This is a genomic window from Psychrobacter sp. 1044, assembly GCF_904846525.1.
GTDB lineage: Bacteria > Pseudomonadota > Gammaproteobacteria > Pseudomonadales > Moraxellaceae > Psychrobacter.
The window spans coordinates 109,090-127,151 of sequence record NZ_CAJHAZ010000012.1 but is presented as its reverse complement, the minus strand read 5'-3'; the positions used below and the strand labels follow the sequence as shown (position 1 = coordinate 127,151).

The window sequence follows — 18,062 nt, the reverse complement described above, 5'->3', positions numbered from 1 at the left end:
GGCGTAGAGCTTATCCACCCAATCGCTATGGACAAAGGTCTTCGCTTCGCTATTCGTGAAGGCGGCCGTACTGTAGGCGCTGGTGTTGTTGCTAACGTACTAAACTAATCTGTCATTCTCAGTAATGAGATTGTAAGTTAGTCATAAAAAAGCCATCCTTGTTTAAGGGTGGCTTTTTTTTGGCTATAAAAAGGTAATGGCATAATCAATATTATAATGATAAATATTTGAAATACAGTAAGTGCTATTGTATTTGGGTTTGTATAAATAATAATAAGAGGATATATAATGTTGATGATAAAGATTTTATCAACCCATAGTGCAGATTTTGAGCAAGTGCTACAAGCAGTAGCGGATATTGAAGCCATCGTTCAACCGCAAGATGCTTGGGGCTATCAGACATTGGTGGAATCACTCAAACAAGATAGCATGCATATGCTGATCGTTTATGAGCAAAAAGACAATATTATTATTAATAATACTGTGACAGGCTATTGTCTATATCAAGTGATTTTTGAGCAAGCAGAGATTTTACGTATTGGCACGCATCCTGATTATCAACGTCAAGGTATCGCCTCACAAATTTTTGCCAGATTGAATACAGAATTGAGAACGCATCAGGTGGAGAGCCTTTTATTAGAGGTGCGCGCAGATAATACGCCTGCGATAGCCTTATATGAGCAGCAAGAATTTGCTCTCATTCATAAGCGTAAAGGGTATTACCAAACTCCCCATCAACCTGCTATTGATGCACTGATTATGCAGCGTCTTTACGTCCGAGAATAATGAATGGTATCGAATGGAGCCAAATAAACCCGCAGAATAGTAGATGGGTCGGCACTTTTATTATTATTGAATGGGTATTTTCTTTTTGCAGATTTCAATATTGAGTTTATAGTCATTATCTACTTTCATACGCTCAAGAACGTCGATACGTTCGCTTAATAGCTCTACCATGAGGCTGATATTGGCTTGCTGTTTTTGTATTTGCGCCAATTTTTGCTGAGTAAGCATCAGTTGTAAATCAACATCCAATTGACCATCGTAATAATCATTCAAGCTGTCTCTGATTTCAGTGAGTGTAAAGCCAATCGCTTGCGCACTTTTGATTAGCTCAATACGTTCAATACATTCTGGATGAAACTCGGTATATAAACGCGAGCCTGCCTGACGCTTACGAGATTTTAGCAAGCCCAGTTGGTCATAATGACGAACAGTGTCTTTGGTTGTTTGAGCTTTTGTTGCCAGTGTTCCAATCAGTAGGAATGATGTGTCGGGTGCCATGATAACCTCGTCGGTAGGTAGCAGTTGATAAGGTACGAGTTAATAAAGTAGCGATTAACAAACGGACATAAGCTATCAATCACTTCGTCATCGTATTTATTTCAAGATAAGCTGCCAAGGTTCTATGGTATCAAGTAACGATACGGCGAGTGATTTGTGAGAGTTATTTTGCCATTTGACAGTGCTATTAGCCGTTAACAGATCCAATTGAGTCAAAAAGTCAGCACGCGGTAACGTGGTTGCACCCAAGCTCATCAAATGCTCATTTGGTAGCTGACAGTCGACCAGCGCCACATGGCTTTGTTCACATAAGCGCATTAAACCCCAAAATGCGAACTTTGAGGCGTTAGAGGCGATATGAAACATCGATTCGCCAAAGTAAATGCTACCTATTTTTAGACCATAAAGCCCGCCAATGAGTTGCCCTTTATCATTCCAAACTTCAATGCTATGTGCAAATCCTTGTGCATGCAGTTCGGTATAAGCCTCAATCATTTCTTCATGAATCCACGTATGTTCGCCCTCGGGCTGTTCATTATTGAGGCGATCACTGCGCGGTAAACTACAGGCATGAATAACGTCATCAAAAGCTTGATTGAGGGTTAATTGCCAACGCTCGCGGATGGCTTGCTTACGCAGCGACTTGCTTGGCTTATAATTGGTTGGCACCATCACACAGCGCGGTTCAGGGCACCACCATGCAATTGGCTCATCTTCATTAAACCAAGGAAACAGACCCTGCGCGTAAGCAGAAATCAATGTTTCGGCTGCCAAATCTCCTCCGACAGCGACGATGCCAATGCCGTCAGGATCAACCGTTAAAGGGTCAGGAAAGTCATAACGCCCAAGACTTTTTAAGGTCTCAGGCGTGATCTGCTCATTGTTATATTGAGAGAAATTACCCATTTAGGCTTCTTTATCAGCAGTCAATGTTGACGCATAAGTATGGTCAGCGGCTGTGGCTTCGCCAATCGCATCCAAGTATTTTTCAGCATCTAGCGCGGCCATACAGCCCGTACCAGCAGAAGTGATAGCTTGACGATAGACATGATCTGCGACATCACCTGCGGCAAATACGCCTTCGATACTGGTTTGTGTGGCATTGCCGTCTAAGCCGCTTTTGACAATAAGATAGCCGTCTTTCATATCCAGCTGACCTTTAAATAAGTCTGTATTCGGCTTATGACCAATCGCGACAAACATGCCAAACACGTCTAATTGTTTAGTGCTGCCATCAATCATAGATTCGATGATTACGCCATTGACGCCCATGTCATCGCCGACGACTTCTTTGACTTTATGATTCCACTCGATTTTAATATTACCGTTTTTGACCTTTTCAAACAATTTATCTTGGAGAATTTTTTCGGAGCGTAAGCTATCACGGCGATGCACCAAGGTCACTTCAGCGGCAATGTTAGATAAATATAGGGCTTCTTCAACGGCAGTATTACCACCACCGATGACGGCAACTTTTTGGTCTTTATAAAAGAAACCATCACAAGTTGCACACGCTGATACGCCTAGGCCACGGAATTTGGTTTCTGACTCCAACCCCAAATACTGTGCTGATGCGCCAGTCGAGATAATAAGCGCATCACAAGTGTAGCTACCATTATTACCCGTCAGCTCAAAAGGGCGCACGTTTAAATTGACTTCATTGACATGGTCATAAACCAATTCAGTACCAAAGCGCTCGGCATGGGCTTTCATGCGATCCATCAATGCAGGGCCCGTTAAATCATGCGCATCGCCCGGCCAGTTATCGACTTCAGTGGTGGTGGTTAACTGTCCACCTACTTCCATGCCAGTTACCATGACAGGTTTCAGGTTGGCACGTGCTGCATACACAGCCGCTGCATAACCAGCAGGGCCTGAGCCTAGGATAATGAGTTTTTCGTGACGTGGAGCGGTATTGTCAGTTGCCATGAGTTATTCCTTGCTAAATATAAATGTTAAAAATACGAGTGAGCAATATAATAAAAAACAGTCTTCAAAATTGATGCTAATGGGATTTTCTAATCGCTGCGTGATAATAACATAAGGGCATTGGACGAAAAGTACAAGTTTGCTAAAACAAACACAGGTATGATTACAATCAAAGTATATTTTTCTTGAAATATTATGGTTAGAAACCGCTGGTATTTTATAGGGTTCACCTAATATGACTGTCCTTGTTCTGGTCGTTATATTTTGCAAGTGACATAGGTTGTTGTTTAAACCGTATGATTTTTGCCTAAACCGTATACAGACTGATTTTATTGCACGCTTTCTTTGTAAGACGGTCGCCACTATCCCTATGTATTTGTTATTATAAGAAGTTATGCCAAGTGTGCCAAAGGCAAAAAGAAGTCTGTTGTATATCGCTTTTATAATAGACAATGTTTTCTGTACACTTCGCTAAGTGCGTTTGTATCAGCACTTTATATCCAACCCTTTATCAGCGCTTTATGTCAGCATGATTAGGCTTAGTCATGCATTGGCGACCATTTAGTATTAATAACAAGGCAGATCTTACGTGATATCAGCACCGCTTATTGAGTATTTAAAAAAGGGAATATTTACCCTCCTTGGGTTAATACTGGCCGTCTATCTATTTGTCATTTTGATGACATATACCAGTAACGATCCTAGTTGGTCGCATATCAGTAGCGATATGACCACGATTAATAATGTAGGCGGCGAATCGGGTGCTTGGTTATCTGACTTGCTTTATAGCTTCTTTGGTTTTGGTGCATGGTGGCTGCTGGCGTTTGTGGTTTATGAGTCTATCCTTATTTGGTGGGACAACAAGCCAACGTTTTGGCTGATGCGAGTGGTTGCTTATGTGTTTTTATTATTAAGTGCCAGCGCTTTGTTTGCACAATTGGTGGCGTTAGTACAGCAATTGACCAATCCAGGAACGCTAGGGCTGGAAAGCGTGGCTGGTGGCATTATTGGGTTTGAATTACAGGCGCGTTTGGCACAGCTTTTATCGCAGTGGGGGAGTGTGATTTTCTTGACGGCATTCGTCATTATTACCGCGACTTTTGCCTTTAATATTCATTGGCTAGCGATTTATGAGAAGGTTAAGGCGCTATCGTGGCTTGGCTCAGGGGTGAAGCGTCAGGGTAGAATGCACGATAGCGTATCAACCACGCCAGAAAATATCAATGCCAAGCAAAATGATGAAAACACAGCCAAGAGTAACGCGAAAAAAAACGCAGCCGATCACGAGCAGCTGCCACTTGAATTGCAAGTTGCTGGCAATGCTCAAGCCGTAGACAACAGTGGTCGGTTCAGCAATGTGTTGTCAGAGTTTTTGGCAACGTCAGGGTTGGCTGAGAGCGTTAAAGCTTCTGTAGTTGCCGCAACACAAGCGGCGATGCCTACTTCAGCTGCTAAATCTAGTCGTGAGAATAGTGAACCTGTTCCTGTCTCAGTAGAGACACCTAGCAATACTGTTCAAAATCTTGCGAGTCATACGAATACATCGACGCCGTCAAGTCCTGCCATGACTGCTATCCGTAAAGTTGAGCCAAGCTTTGCTTGGAATGACGCCAATACTGTCGATGACTTGTTATCCAGCGAACAAATGGCTTATCACGCTAATGATATGAACACTTCTGATTCAGCTGCTACTACTTCTGTATCTGCCGCTACTACTTCTGTATATGCTGATAGCAATACTGAGTCGTTAGAGACAGCGGTGCTAGACTCTACAGCGATATCAGCCGTAGAGATGTCCGAAGCTCAACCAACAGAGAACTTGCCGTCAATAGCTCAGCCATCAATAAATGAGCTGGTATACGGTGAGACGGCTGACGAAACGGATAATGAGCCTACATCGTTCGAGTTAGAGGATAAAGTGGAGGCCGTTGATATACTTGCCGATGCATGGTTGGCAGAGCATGCGGATGTATCAACACCTACAGCTATGCAGTCTGTAGAAACAGGGCAACCTACAGGAACAGTGCAAGCAGCCAATATGACTGAGCTGCCCAGACAAGCAGTAGTCACAGCGCCTGCGACAGACTCATTTAATAGCGAAATGGACGACTTTACTGATAAATGGTTTGATCAAGAACCGGAACTATTAGAGGATTCAGAGACTTCTTCTGTACCTAATGAAGCGAGTGTCGCCAAAGCAGTAGACGTGGTTGAACCAGTTGCGCCAGCCGCTGATATGACGCCGACCAATACGCCACCGTCTAATCCTAAACTGCCGCCTACGGTAGAAACCCGCGTCACAGCATCAGCTATTGAACCAATAGTCGCGCCTAAACCAACGGTAAGTTTTGCGGTACCTGAGGGCGATAGTAGCAATCATATCACTGACATGATGCCAGAGGATGATAGCGCTGAGGATGTGAATGCGCCTATTATGCCAGATATTAGTGATGATGCCGCCTTCAGTCAAAAATCACGCTCGATGCAAACGGCTGCCTATCGCAGTAGCCTAACGCCTATTCCAGAGATTTCTATTTTGGATAAGCCAGACCCTGATCGTAAGCCCAGTTATACCGTCGCCGAGCTTGAGCAATTATCAGAGTTATTAGAGATTAAATTACAAGAGTTTAATGTAAAGGCGAATGTGGTCAACGCCATTCCGGGTCCTGTTGTCACCCGTTTTGAAGTTGAGCTTGCTGCTGGTGTAAAAGCCAGTAAGGTTACCGGTATTTCACGTGATTTGGCGCGCTCGTTATCGATGGCGTCTTTGCGTGTGGTTGAAGTGATTCCGGGTAAGCCGTATATCGGTATCGAAGTACCCAATAAGCAGCGCGAAATGGTACGTTTGATTGAGCTACTGAATACCGAAAAATTCCAAGATCCTAAAGCCCAAATCAGCATGGCGATGGGTAAGGACATCGGTGGCAATGCTATCATTACTGACCTTGCTCGCGCGCCGCATATGTTGGTTGCTGGGACTACAGGTTCGGGTAAATCGGTATTGGTCAACTCAATGCTACTGTCGATGCTACTCAAATATACGCCAAATGAGTTGCGTCTTATCTTGATTGATCCAAAGCAGCTTGAGCTTGCCAACTATAATGATATCCCGCATCTATTAACACCAGTCGTCACCGATATGACTGAAGCGGCCAGTGCTTTGTCATGGTGCGTGGCAGAGATGGAACGTCGCTATCAACTGATGAGTTTGCTCAAAGTGCGTAAGCTTAATGAGTTTAATAAAAAAGTCATTGCTGCTGAAAAATCGGGCAATCCGATGCTTGATCCTTTATGGCGACCTAATGACAGCGTGAGTATCAGCCAAGCACCGAAGCTAAAAACCTTGCCGATGATTGTCATTGTCGCGGATGAGTTTGCCGATATGATTATGCAGGTTGGTAAACAAGCCGAAGAGCTTATCACCCGTCTTGCACAAAAATCACGCGCAGCAGGGATTCATTTAATGCTTGCTACCCAGCGTCCATCGGTCGATGTAATTACTGGCTTGATTAAAGCCAATATTCCCGTGCGGGCGGCACTACGAGTGAACTCAAAAGTAGATTCGCGGACGATTCTGGACAGTGGCGGTGCCGAAGACATGCTGGGTAATGGTGACATGCTATTTTTAGGACCTGGGCAAATTGAGCCGGACCGTGTGCATGGTGCGTATGTCAGCGATGAAGAGGTCAACCGTGTTTGTGATGCGTGGCGCGAACGCGGTGCGCCTGATTATATTGATAATATGGCAGGCAACTTTGAACTGTCTAGTCCTAGTGGCGGTGGTAGTACGGCGAATGCATCTGGTGAGGATGACGATCTTTATAACGATGCTGTGGCCTTTATTATGGAGACGCGAAAAGTTTCTGCTTCTAGTATCCAGCGTAAATTTAGCATCGGCTATAACCGTGCCGCACGTATCGTAGATTCCATGGAGGACGCGGGGTTGGTCAGCTCAATGGGCAAAAGCGGTAAGCGTGAGCTATTAATGTAGCGTTTAGACTTTATTAGACAATAAAAAAGACGAGTCACAGAAGTGGTTCGTCTTTTTTATTGAAAAAATATGATAGCGCTTATGTCTGAGTGACCAATCAGTTTTTTTATCAATTATCAGCACTCGTTTTTTATACTAAACTGACCTTTGTTGATAGCATAAATATCACTCAATTTTCAGAAATTTTAGGTTCATTACTCAGCAAGGAAGCAGGTTATGTTTAAAGAATATACCCAATATGATGCCATAGCATTGGCGGCATTGGTCAATGCAGGTGAAGTCAGCGCTAAAGAGTTGTTAGATGCTGCCGTCTATCAAGCCAATACACTCAATCCCAAATTAAACGCCATCATCCATCGTTTCGATGAGCGTGCTTATCATGCTGCACAGGCGGGATTACCCTCAGGTATATTTAATAGTGTGCCTTATTTGCTCAAAGATTTGTCATTTGGCTTTGCCGATGAGCCAATCACGATGGGCAGTCGTAGTGTTAATATCATCGCTGAGAGCGACAGTGAAATCGTTAAGCGGATGAAAGCCACAGGCGTGAATACCTTTGGCAAAACCAATACGCCAGAATTTGGTTTAATCATTACCACTGAACCAAAAGCCCATGGTGCGACTCATAACCCTTTCAAAAAAGGTTACAGTTCTGGCGGTTCATCGGGCGGTAGTGCCGTGTCAGTAGCGAGCGGTATCGTACCGATGGCGGGCGCGGGTGATGGTGGTGGCTCGATACGCTTCCCTGCTGCTTGGTGCGGCGCGTTTGGACTCAAACCCAGCCGTGGTCGTAACCCGATAGGCCCTAAATTCGGGGAAGGCTGGGAAGGTGCAGTCGCAGATCACGTGATTACCCGCAGCGTACGTGACAGTGCCGCGATGCTCGACGCTACAAATGGCGCAGAGATTGGTGCGCCTTATGTCATCGCGCCACCTGATGGCACATTTTTGCAAGCTGCGATGCGCGCACCAAGGCAATTAACCATTGCCTTGCATCAACAGCCATTGATTGCCAATACTGTGGTTGATAAAGAAGTGTTAGCCGTATTAGAGCAAACGGCTAAGCAGCTAGAAGCCATGGGTCATCGCGTCATACCCGCTGAGCCGAATATCAATATCGAGCAGTTTTGGCATGACTTTATGGTGGTGGTCTGCACCCATACCGCTTTTACCATTGATAATATCGAGCGTGACTTTGGGGCAGAGTATATCAAAAACCTAGAGCCGCAAACCTATAATATGGCATTGCTCGGTCGCTCATTATCAGCCGTTGATTTGGCGCATGCTAAGCATGGTTGGCATCACAGTCAGTACCAGACAGGCTTGCTACTTGAAACCTATGACATGATTTTATGTCCGACCGTGCCGACACCTGCAGTTAAGCATGGTGTATTGCCACCAAGTCGTATGGATGAAATGCTCATGCGTAGCGCAGGATTGCTCAATAAGGGCATCGATATGGGTAAGTATGCCTTTAGCTCAGGTATGATCGAAAAGCTTAGTCAGCCTGTACTGGGCAAAATGGCCTTTACACTACTGGGTAATATCACAGGATTGCCAGCGATGTCATTACCGGTAGGAATGAGTAAAAAAGGTTTGCCAATTGGGATGCAGCTGATTGGGCGTATGAATGATGAAGCGACATTATTCAGTGTGGCAGGGGAGATGGAGCGAGCAGGGTTATTCACCAAGGCAGCCTTTGAGAAGTAGGTGTGTATTCTATCGGTTAAGTAATGATTACTTAATCAAATCGATAAATATCCATGCCCAAGCTATGATGCGCCATGCTTTGATGGACAACTGAGACACGCTGACCTGTACCTAAGGCAAAAAATAATGGCAACAGATGCTCGTCACTCGGATGAATATCTTTATAGTCAGGATATTGCTGCCAATCTAAAGCACTAGGAATATCTGTTTTAAGCTGTTGTAGCAGCCATTGCTTAAATGCTTTAGCCGTTTGGTCAACACTATCTGCTTGCCAGCGTAATGCTTGCAGATTATGGGTAATGTTACCTGAACCAATGATCAGTATTTGCTCTTCACGTAGGCGCGCTAGCTGCGCACCCAATTGATAACAGGCGATACTGTCATAATGCTGCGGTAGAGAAACCTGTACGATAGGTATCTCAGCCTCTGGATATAAGTGCCTGAGCGGTGCCCACACCCCATGATCGCAAGCCCGCACCGGATTAACACTACAAGTAATACCGCGTGCAGTGAGCTGCTGGGCAAGGGATTCAGCAAGTGCTGGCTGACCAGATGCAGGGTATTGAAGCTCATATAGCTCAGGTGGAAAACCTGAAAAATCGTGCCAAGTCTTAGGTTGCGGATTACTGCTCATTTCGAGTTTGGCGGATTGCCAATGCGCTGACATAATCAGGATGGCACGTGGCTTTGGTAAGTTTTGCCCAATACGTGCCAGTGCACTGGTCGTGGCTGATTGCTCAATGGCAAGCGTGGGTGCGCCATGCGAGATAAACAATGCTGGTAGCTTAGCTACATTTGACCCTAAAGCAGATACATCTGTCCAAACGCCAGTCGCTGTAATAGGCGTTGGCGAATGAGAGTACGAGTCATCAAGCTGATGAATTGAATGAGGTGTGTTAGGTGTCGCATGTTTTGGATATTTCATGTAGCGTTTATTAGGGCACGCCACGATTTTTCAATCGCTTCTATCATTGATATTGTTGCCCATAAGCTATCAGCACAAAATATTAGCACAGAGTATAGCAGTGTTTAATGATTGCTTAATTGCCACGATGATAAGGATGATTGTTGTTGATACTCATCGCGCGATACAACTGTTCCATTAGCACAACACGTACCAGCGGATGCGGTAATGTCAGCGCTGATAGTGACAATTTTACATCGGCTTTGGCTAATACTTCTGGCGATACGCCGTCTGCACCGCCGATCACCAGTGCAATATCATCGCCTTGCTGCATGCCATCAGCTAATTTATCAGCCAGCCCTTCTGTGGAAATCATGTTACCTTTGACATCCAATACCCATAGTTGCTCACGCCCTGAGGTATTATGAGCGGCTAATATTGCCTGTCCTTCTTGCTCACGGTATTGTGCCAAATTAGCATCAGACGGGTTTTTTGCACGCTTTGCGGCAGCAATTTCCACGATTTCTGTACTGAGCATAGGTTGGATACGCTTAAAATACTCATCGAACCCCGTTTGTACCCATTTAGGCATTTTATTACCGACGGTTAAAATCCTTACTTTCATAGCCAGTACCACTTTAATTTTAGTCATTAGTCAAATGTAACAAAAGAATTTTACGCTTAAGTGAACGTAACAAACAAGATTTTACGAAGCTTTTTTTATGCTTTACTAATCTTGGATAAATAATAGGTCTTACATCAAGGGCTGTATGGTTTGTGAGACACTATCTTCTGTATTTTGGTCATTATCGCTTACATCAGTTGGGCTAGGTTTTGGAATGATAGTAAGCTTGGCATCAGACTCAAAAACGATGGCTTCAACATCATCGAAACTATGCACTCCTTCAGAGCGCATCGCACATTCAATCTCTTGACGAGTCAGCCGCTCAGTGCGCATGGCATCTGGCAAAAACTGCCCCTGATAAAAAACAATACGCGGCTCTGACAAAATAAAACTGCTAAATTGCGGTGAGATAGAGGCGTATTTGGTGACTAAAAACTGCAATAAATAAAGTACTAAAATCGATGAAACCCCTTCGACAAAAGGAATGTCTTTGAGCAGAATAGTACTGGCACCAAGTGAACCGATCATCACGGTGACGATCCAATCAAAATTATTGAGCTGTGAGGTGGAGCGTTTACCTGAAATTTTGGTCACCAGTACGATCAACACATAAACCATGACAGTCGTCAAAACGATGCGTCCAAGCTTGTCTATATTGTCAAAAAAAACCATGTCCATGATAAATGCTCCTATTAAAATATAAAACCGTTAATCAGCCACAATCATCCAAAAGATTACCCATTAAAGTTAGCCTAACGGATTTTATGTATTAATAGGGAGAAAAATTTGTAGCACCTTGTAGAGGTTTGGCTGAGGTCTCCTCGCTCACATAGTTTTGCGTTTGGGGTCAAGCAGGCGATTGATCGCCCAAAGACTGATGCGAGCACTGACCAGTGTCAGCACCAATATCATCACCAACGATGAGACCAATGGCAGTGGTTGCTGGACGGCCATCTCTAGTAGGACTTCGCGATTTACCGTATCAAACAACCAAAACCATATGGCTAAGAAATAAATGACAGTCAGTAGCCAGACCACCGCGACGCCGCCAAACATTAAGCGATTGATTTCACCGCTATTCAATGCGCGCTGCTGATGTTTGACAAATTTACGAACCGCGATATAAGCCCCGATAATGATAGACAATACCGTTACCAGTTGCGAATTCACAGCAAGCTTGGTTTGAATCATCATAAATATTGCGCTGGCAAGCGTATAGCCAATCGCGAAATAGCCTACATATTGTGCCAATTTAGGCTGCGCTGACTCATGATTCTTCGGCAGCGGCTCGCCACCTGAATGAGTCTTGGATTTATTGAGATTGGTTGTCTTGCGTGACATAAGTGAACCTTTATAAAGGTGGAAAATAGGATGTGAAAAACACTTAATGCTGCGCCGTCCAATCAAGCATCGCATCTAGCACGGGTCTTGCTGTATAAGCGTTATGTGCTTGCTCACTATTGATGAGTCCAACCACGACATAATCCTGTCCTGATAATCCTTTGACATAGCCTGCCATCGAGGTGACGTTGTTTAAGGTACCTGTTTTTATCCACGCCCGACCAATGGCTGCTGATTCTGGTAGGCGTTCACTATGAGCGGTAATGGTGCCACTAACGCCAGCGATACCTAACGAGTTGACGTAAGCGTCAAAACTTGGATGGCTATAAGCATAAGTTAATAGCTCGCTTAGGTTGGCAGCCGTGATGGTGCAGTCGCGGCAGAGTCCTGAACCATTGGTCAAATGGGGCGGTGGTGTGCTTAGATTGGTCTGCCACCATTGATTAATAGTTTGTAATGCGACAGGATAGCTCGTCGAAGTCGGCGTGCCAAATTGATACAAGCTATGTGAACGATTAATAGCTTTATCGAGTGTTTTATTATCAACTTTGTCATAAACACCAATCGATAGCGCCACTTGCTCAGTCATCACATTGTTTGAAAAGTGATTGATATCGTAAATCTGCTGCGTCAAATTCAATGATGGGTAGCTGACAATAGGCAACGGTGATATAGGAAGTGCTGCCAGACCATGCGTTGATTTGGTGCTTTTCATTTTAGTGTAGGGTGCTTCTTGAGTGATGACATGACCACTCAGCGTATTGCCTAGCTCTTGCCATTTTGCGGCAATAACGCGTGCGGCAAAATCTTTGGCATCAGGATAAGCCACATAAAAAGCATGCTCTTGGCAGCTGTTTGGCAACTGAGTATTTAACACCAATTGTTTTTTTTGCCACTCAGGTGCGAGACTATAACGCGCTTGCCCACAGGCCGCCGAACGCGTATTTATGATGCTGGGCAAAGCATAATTTGCTAATTTTGGTGTATAAGTTAGATTTGCTTGGTCATCGTTTAACGGATAGCTTTTGATACCGATGGTACTAAAATTCACCAAAAAACCATCGGGACTGGCGTTATAAGGACGCAGTGGCGAGTTGTCAAAGGCGGCAGGGTCTTTACTAACATTTTTAAAGACGCCGCTGTCAATGATAATATCACCGTCTATATGACGGATACCGGACGACTGGACTTTATAAAGGAGCTGTTTTAAACGCTCGTGGGTCATTTTTGGATCGCCGCTGCCTTGAATAATCAGATCGCCATGCAGACGGTCACCGATGACAAGGCCTGTATGATAGACACGGGTATGCCAGACAAAATCAGCGCCTAGGGTGTCTAAAGCAATAAAGCTGGGAACGAGTTTCATGGTGCTGGCAGGCGTGCGAGCGATATCGGCTTGATGGTTCAGCAACGGCGAAAATGAAATTTTTATGGAGGCGTTATCAGTACTGATGTCATCAGTTTTATTGTTATTAGCATTGTTGTTAATGACAGCTGTTTTTGCCTTATCACCCAATATCGTGGGGATGCTTTCTAAGCTTTGATAAGTGTAAGGGTCATCGGTGTAAGCATGCAGTTTTTTCTCATGCTTTTCAATGGTACGCTGCTCAATAGTAATCAGCGTACTCTGTTGGCGCACATAGTTATTATTGTTTTTGTCATTATTATTTTGCGTGGTTTTTTGAGAATTACTTTTTATATCAGCATTTATATTGGCAGTCGGTTTTGTCTGAAGAGCGGGTTTAGATGAGCGGTATGTGCTGCTGCTATCAATAACCTGAATGGGAGCGGGCAGGTGACTGGCATTTTTATCACCGACTGGTGTGACGATAATACTAATATCAGCTTCCGTTAAATCGGCTCGTGATAATGCTGCTTCGATGGCTTTTGGTAGTGCTGCTTGTGCATGGATTGGCAATATTGTCGCCGTTGCTAATAACGCCATGATAGGTACGTATTTAGCAGGCGGCTTCGACGGTCGCAGATAACGACAGAAAGGAAATAATTTGGCAGTAAAAGCAGAGGAATGACGGAGTTTAGAGGTGGGTCGCATGAGCATCTTTCATCAGGTGGCAAAAACAGCCTATGGTAACATGAGTTGCCGTTTTCGCGTAGATGGCAGGCGTAGATGAAAACTTGTTTTTATCTGAATATTCAAAATGCGAACGCACGTTAGCGCACATGTAAAAATGCCATGGCGGTCATGATGGCATCGTTGTAAGCATCATGAGCGCCTAGATCGGGTATATTATAATGCGCTAAAATATTGGTCAGATGCTGCGCTTGGCTAGATAGCCCTTGGGTTTGACCACTCATGCGCCGACTATATAAATGGCGCAAATCGATGACTTCGTTAGGCAGTGCTGTGCCCATATAGCGTTTGACCAGAGGGTTTAAAAACGCTGTGTCTAAACTCGTACAAAACCCCACAATTGGGCGATTACCTATAAATGGCAACAACAGCGCCAGCATCTCATCGTAGCTCATACCATGCTCAACGTCGGCAGTACGTAGACCGTGAATCACAATGGTGTCACGGTCTGGCATCACAGGTGGTCTGCATACGATATGCATACCATTGCCAGTGTCGATTGTATTGTCATTGATATGAATCGCGGCGACAGACAATAAATGGTGATTTTTTGGATTGAGTCCCGTCATTTCGCAGTCAATCGCTACCCATTGCTTAGCCACAGGTTTGGTAAACATCGATGCCAATTCTGGGCGCTGTAGCTGCGTTTTTTGCCAAGCGCAGGATAACTGTGTTAGCCAACTCATAGTTGTCGCTCATCCATTTATGCGATTGTTTTACTTATGCGAGTTCTAGTTGATAATGCTGACGTAGCTGATTTTTAAAGCTTTTAACAACGGCCAAACACTCTTTTAATAAGTCGCGCTCAAGCGCGGTCAAGGTCATTGGGTTTACTTGCCGCGCATGTTTATCATCGGTTGATAGAGCGACTGATAGGCGCTGTGCCATAAAAAACTCCAAGGCTTCTAGTAAAGTATCTGCGCGCTCTTGGGTCAAGGCGCGCGCTTGTACCAAAGCTTTAAGACGATTTTTACTACTGGGCAGCTCTAAGATATCGTTTTCTAACGCCAAGGTACGAATGCCATGAACCAGTGGAAAAATACCGGCTTTCTTTAGATCAATGTCTTCTGACCCGGATTTACCACCGAGCAAAGGCACGAATTTTTGCCACCACTGATTGACATCACCGAACTGTAGCGCGGCGCGCGCGAACTGGCGTACAAACATAGGGTCTGACTGCCTGTGGGCAACCTTTAAATGTTGACGCACCTGAGTCAATAATGACTCATCTCCGCAGACATATTCGCCATCGAGTATGGCAGACAAATAAATACCATGCATGGGATCCGTATTTCTAAACCATAAACCAATCTGGGCATTAAACTGTTTTAGCGGCTGTCGCCACATAGGGTTGGTCATCATGATATTACCATCGCACAGTGGATAACCGAGGTCTGCTAAATGCTGATTAAAAGTATCCGCAAATTGTGCCAGATCAGGGTGAGTATAGCCGTCACGTAAGATGAGCGCATTGTCTTGGTCAGTACGCATGATTTGCTCACCGCGCCCCTCGGAGCCCATCACGATCAGGCAGGTATTTGTCATGACCTCATCAGGCACGATAAGTTGCCAGAGCTTGGTAAATACCTGTGCATTCAAGGTCTGTACCATGCGGCTGATATTACCGATTTTGACACCGTTTTGATGTTGTGCGCGAATGTAACGACCGATAAGCTCGACGGCAGTATCTAAGCTCGATAAGTCTTTTGCCTGCTCGATTTGGATACTAATGAGCTGTGAATGATGACCAATATGCGCAAGCATATCGCTTTGTCCCAATATACCGACGACATCCCCATTTTGATCCATCACTGGTAGCCGATGGATGCGATAGCGGGTCATGGTCAATAATGCATCGCCAATCTCATCACTGGCTTTGATGGTACGCAGGTTAAAATTAGCATAGCGCTGGCAGGGGGTAGTGGCTGGATCTTGCTGGTCACTTACGGCGCGGCAAATATCGGTATCGGTCAAAATGCCCAATAGATGACCAGTACCATATTGCATCTCTCCCTCGTTTTTTAGGTGGTCTAAGGGTTGCACCAGTACGTGTTTTAGCCCCGCTTTCGTCATGATAGACGCGGCTTCGTACAAGCTGTTACTGGCGTTGACGATATGGACTGGCAACAGATTGACATCAATGACGGGCTGCAACATGATTTGCTGCACTTCTTGTTGGTCATTGTAGCTAGCAGAGACTATGGATTTATTATTGCGGCGCTGCTGTAATGCCTTTAGCCGTTCGGGCAATTTGTCTGATAGCATTTGGCGTACTAGATGATTTTGGGCGCTGATTTTATCGACTGCGCTACCAGCGACTTGGAGCAGCAAGGTATCCTCAGCGGCTCGAAACTGATAGGTCTGCAGGGCTTTAGTATTAAGGCTATTTTCAGTCAATGATTCAGGCAGACGACGGCTGTCGAACCAGTCGTTATTATTGAGATGGTCGGAGTGATTACTACCCAAGTAAGAGGCAACAAACTCACCATCAAGCAATTGCTCAATCTGCCCTTTAATGACCACATACAGATATTGCAACTCTTCGGCAGTTAGATTCTCATTTTTGGCAAGGTAGCGGATTTGGGTATTTTTTCTGATGCTTTGACGTTCAGCCAGACTCAATACGTCAAAGGGCGGCTGGGTAAAATCAAGATGGGGCATGGCATCATCCTTGATGGCATATTGAGTAAAAGATAATTGATGATAAAAGACACTTTACTATAGCATTATTAAAGCAAAAAACCTCTAATAACCACAGTAATATTGTGGTTATTAGAGGTTGCTATTTTTTTTCAAACTTTTGTGTATAAAGCGACTGCTTATGCGCCTAGTAATTTTCTAATACGGTTTATCGCTTCACGGCTTTCATAAACACTCGCAACGAGCGCAATGCGCACATAGCCTTGCCCAGGGTTTTTGCCATCAATATCACGTGACAGATAGCGCCCTGCTAGTGCGTGAATATTGGCCTGCTCGTACAGTGCTTTGACAAACCGCTCATCATCCCCATCGAACGGCTCAGGGACCTTTATCCAAAAGTAAAATCCAGCCTCAGGCATTCGTAACTCTAGTAGTTCACCAAGCTCAGACATCCACAAGGCAAACTTTTCTTGATACAGAGCGCGATTGTGTGCCACATGCTTTTCATCTTGCCAGGCAGCGATCGAGGCGAGCTGATGTGGTATCGGCATCGCACAGCCTTGATAAGTACGATATTGCAGATAGGCTTGCAAAATATTGGCATCACCTGCCACAAACCCTGAGCGCAAACCAGGCAGATTTGAACGCTTAGATAAAGAGTGAAAGACAATACAATTTTTGAAATCATGACGACCGAGGGCAGCGCAGGCTTGCAATAGTCCAATCGGTGCCGTATCAAAATACAGCTCGCTATAGCACTCGTCACTGGCAATAATAAAATCGTACTGATCTGACAGACGAATGAGATACTCCCAATCCTCCATCGTCATGACCGAGCCCGTCGGATTGTTCGGACTACAAACAAACAGCAACTGCGTGCGCGCCCAAACATCTTTTGGTACGGCGCGATAGTTACCTTTAAAGTCATCGTCCAGTGTGCAAGGCACAAAATAAGGCTCGGCTTGCGCCAGTATCGCTGCACCCTCATATATTTGGTAAAAAGGGTTGGGCATGACTATTGTAGGAGCAGTCATAGGAGAAACGGCAGATAACGGGTCAGAGCCAGACAGTGGACTACTCTCTGTATCGCTTACGTTATGATCAACAACTGCTTGTACCAGACTAAAAATAGCCTCGCGTGTGCCCATTACTGGCAATACTTGCGTATTGGCATCGACATGGTTCAAAAAGAAGCGTTTTTCTAGCCAATGCGCGATGGTTTGGCGCAGCTCAAACATGCCATTAGTCGTTGGATAACGACTTATTTTGTCCAAATTTTCACGTAGTACGTCCAGCACGAACGCTGGTGGCTCATGTTTTGGTTCACCAATACCGAGCTTGATTTCACTGTAGTCATGGGCTGGCACACTGTTAGCAAGCAATGTTGCCATCTTTGCAAAAGGGTAAGGATGCAGGTACGTTAAGTTGTGATTCATAAGTAGGGTAACTATAATAGACAATTAATAATAAAGTTATAAAGAAAAATTACATTTAAGCAGTGTAGCACTTCTCTTATTTTTTGTCTTTTACTTCTCTTGCTTAAGCT

Annotated in this window: 14 protein-coding genes and 1 pseudogene; 4 read left to right on the top strand and 11 right to left on the bottom strand. The window is 44.7% G+C overall.

All coding sequences use genetic code 11. The annotated features are described in order from the left end of the window. Both JMX82_RS10110 and rimI read left to right on the top strand, forming a co-directional pair. Window positions 1-108 (top strand): annotated as a pseudogene (locus tag JMX82_RS10110) (elongation factor Tu); the annotation flags it as partial. Window positions 109-288: 180 nt separating this feature from the next. Then, the gene (gene rimI, locus JMX82_RS10105) at window positions 289-786 is read left to right on the top strand and encodes a ribosomal protein S18-alanine N-acetyltransferase (protein ID WP_201540448.1); all 498 of its coding nucleotides are present in this window, start codon (window positions 289-291) and stop codon (window positions 784-786) included. Between the two features lie 63 nt (window positions 787-849). On the opposite strand, the gene JMX82_RS10100 is transcribed toward rimI, so the two are convergent. The 3 genes from JMX82_RS10100 to trxB all read right to left on the bottom strand — a co-directional run bounded on the left by JMX82_RS10100 (window position 850) and on the right by trxB (window position 3,213). Further along, entirely contained in the window at window positions 850-1,284 is a 435-nt protein-coding gene (locus JMX82_RS10100; RefSeq protein ID WP_201540447.1) for a MerR family transcriptional regulator, read from the bottom strand. Between the two features lie 96 nt (window positions 1,285-1,380). Further along, the gene (gene aat, locus JMX82_RS10095) at window positions 1,381-2,190 is read right to left on the bottom strand and encodes a leucyl/phenylalanyl-tRNA--protein transferase (protein ID WP_201540446.1); all 810 of its coding nucleotides are present in this window, start codon (window positions 2,188-2,190) and stop codon (window positions 1,381-1,383) included. After that, window positions 2,191-3,213 (bottom strand): thioredoxin-disulfide reductase, encoded by a 1,023-nt coding sequence (gene trxB / locus JMX82_RS10090; protein WP_193007872.1) that lies wholly within the window; start codon window positions 3,211-3,213, stop codon window positions 2,191-2,193. Between the two features lie 589 nt (window positions 3,214-3,802). Between trxB and JMX82_RS10085 the strand changes: the two genes are divergently transcribed. Further along, a complete protein-coding gene (locus JMX82_RS10085; protein ID WP_201540445.1) occupies window positions 3,803-7,204 on the top strand; it encodes a DNA translocase FtsK in 3,402 nt (1,133 codons plus the stop codon). A 216-nt stretch (window positions 7,205-7,420) separates the two neighbouring features. Then, entirely contained in the window at window positions 7,421-8,914 is a 1,494-nt protein-coding gene (locus tag JMX82_RS10080) for an amidase (protein ID WP_201540444.1), read from the top strand. Window positions 8,915-8,945: 31 nt separating this feature from the next. Here JMX82_RS10080 and JMX82_RS10075 read toward each other — a convergent pair whose 3' ends face one another. From JMX82_RS10075 to dapC, 8 genes are all read right to left on the bottom strand, one after another. Continuing rightward, window positions 8,946-9,839 carry a DODA-type extradiol aromatic ring-opening family dioxygenase gene (locus JMX82_RS10075; RefSeq protein ID WP_201540443.1) on the bottom strand — a complete coding sequence of 298 codons (894 nt, stop codon included), beginning with the start codon at window positions 9,837-9,839 and terminating at the stop codon, window positions 8,946-8,948. 115 nt (window positions 9,840-9,954) lie between these two features. After that, window positions 9,955-10,443, bottom strand: a complete 489-nt coding sequence (gene rlmH / locus JMX82_RS10070) for a 23S rRNA (pseudouridine(1915)-N(3))-methyltransferase RlmH (RefSeq protein ID WP_201540442.1) — start codon at window positions 10,441-10,443, stop codon at window positions 9,955-9,957. Between the two features lie 129 nt (window positions 10,444-10,572). Beyond that, entirely contained in the window at window positions 10,573-11,121 is a 549-nt protein-coding gene (locus JMX82_RS10065) for a DUF421 domain-containing protein (RefSeq protein ID WP_201540441.1), read from the bottom strand. A gap of 147 nt (window positions 11,122-11,268) precedes the next feature. Then, the gene (locus JMX82_RS10060; protein ID WP_201540440.1) at window positions 11,269-11,784 is read right to left on the bottom strand and encodes an ABZJ_00895 family protein; all 516 of its coding nucleotides are present in this window, start codon (window positions 11,782-11,784) and stop codon (window positions 11,269-11,271) included. Between the two features lie 43 nt (window positions 11,785-11,827). Further along, window positions 11,828-13,837 carry a D-alanyl-D-alanine carboxypeptidase/D-alanyl-D-alanine-endopeptidase gene (gene dacB / locus JMX82_RS10055; RefSeq protein ID WP_227676581.1) on the bottom strand — a complete coding sequence of 670 codons (2,010 nt, stop codon included), beginning with the start codon at window positions 13,835-13,837 and terminating at the stop codon, window positions 11,828-11,830. A 119-nt stretch (window positions 13,838-13,956) separates the two neighbouring features. After that, window positions 13,957-14,562 (bottom strand): 3'-5' exonuclease, encoded by a 606-nt coding sequence (locus tag JMX82_RS10050; RefSeq protein WP_045447696.1) that lies wholly within the window; start codon window positions 14,560-14,562, stop codon window positions 13,957-13,959. Between the two features lie 34 nt (window positions 14,563-14,596). Next, the gene (locus JMX82_RS10045; RefSeq protein ID WP_201540439.1) at window positions 14,597-16,537 is read right to left on the bottom strand and encodes a DUF294 nucleotidyltransferase-like domain-containing protein; all 1,941 of its coding nucleotides are present in this window, start codon (window positions 16,535-16,537) and stop codon (window positions 14,597-14,599) included. Window positions 16,538-16,695: 158 nt separating this feature from the next. Continuing rightward, entirely contained in the window at window positions 16,696-17,952 is a 1,257-nt protein-coding gene (gene dapC / locus JMX82_RS10040) for a succinyldiaminopimelate transaminase (RefSeq protein ID WP_201540438.1), read from the bottom strand. Between the last annotated feature and the right edge of the window lie 110 nt (window positions 17,953-18,062).

What these genes read in the sequence shown, in the direction of transcription:
- rimI (WP_201540448.1), top strand. Translation starts at nt 289, where the DNA reads ATGTTGATGATAAAGATTTTATCAACCCATAGTGCAGATTTTGAGCAA.
- JMX82_RS10100 (WP_201540447.1), bottom strand. Translation starts at nt 1,284, where the DNA reads ATGGCACCCGACACATCATTCCTACTGATTGGAACACTGGCAACAAAA.
- aat (WP_201540446.1), bottom strand. Translation starts at nt 2,190, where the DNA reads ATGGGTAATTTCTCTCAATATAACAATGAGCAGATCACGCCTGAGACC.
- trxB (WP_193007872.1), bottom strand. Translation starts at nt 3,213, where the DNA reads ATGGCAACTGACAATACCGCTCCACGTCACGAAAAACTCATTATCCTA.
- JMX82_RS10080 (WP_201540444.1), top strand. Translation starts at nt 7,421, where the DNA reads ATGTTTAAAGAATATACCCAATATGATGCCATAGCATTGGCGGCATTG.
- JMX82_RS10075 (WP_201540443.1), bottom strand. Translation starts at nt 9,839, where the DNA reads ATGAAATATCCAAAACATGCGACACCTAACACACCTCATTCAATTCAT.
- rlmH (WP_201540442.1), bottom strand. Translation starts at nt 10,443, where the DNA reads ATGAAAGTAAGGATTTTAACCGTCGGTAATAAAATGCCTAAATGGGTA.
- JMX82_RS10065 (WP_201540441.1), bottom strand. Translation starts at nt 11,121, where the DNA reads ATGGACATGGTTTTTTTTGACAATATAGACAAGCTTGGACGCATCGTT.
- JMX82_RS10060 (WP_201540440.1), bottom strand. Translation starts at nt 11,784, where the DNA reads ATGTCACGCAAGACAACCAATCTCAATAAATCCAAGACTCATTCAGGT.
- dacB (WP_227676581.1), bottom strand. Translation starts at nt 13,837, where the DNA reads ATGCGACCCACCTCTAAACTCCGTCATTCCTCTGCTTTTACTGCCAAA.
- JMX82_RS10050 (WP_045447696.1), bottom strand. Translation starts at nt 14,562, where the DNA reads ATGAGTTGGCTAACACAGTTATCCTGCGCTTGGCAAAAAACGCAGCTA.
- JMX82_RS10045 (WP_201540439.1), bottom strand. Translation starts at nt 16,537, where the DNA reads ATGCCCCATCTTGATTTTACCCAGCCGCCCTTTGACGTATTGAGTCTG.
- dapC (WP_201540438.1), bottom strand. Translation starts at nt 17,952, where the DNA reads ATGAATCACAACTTAACGTACCTGCATCCTTACCCTTTTGCAAAGATG.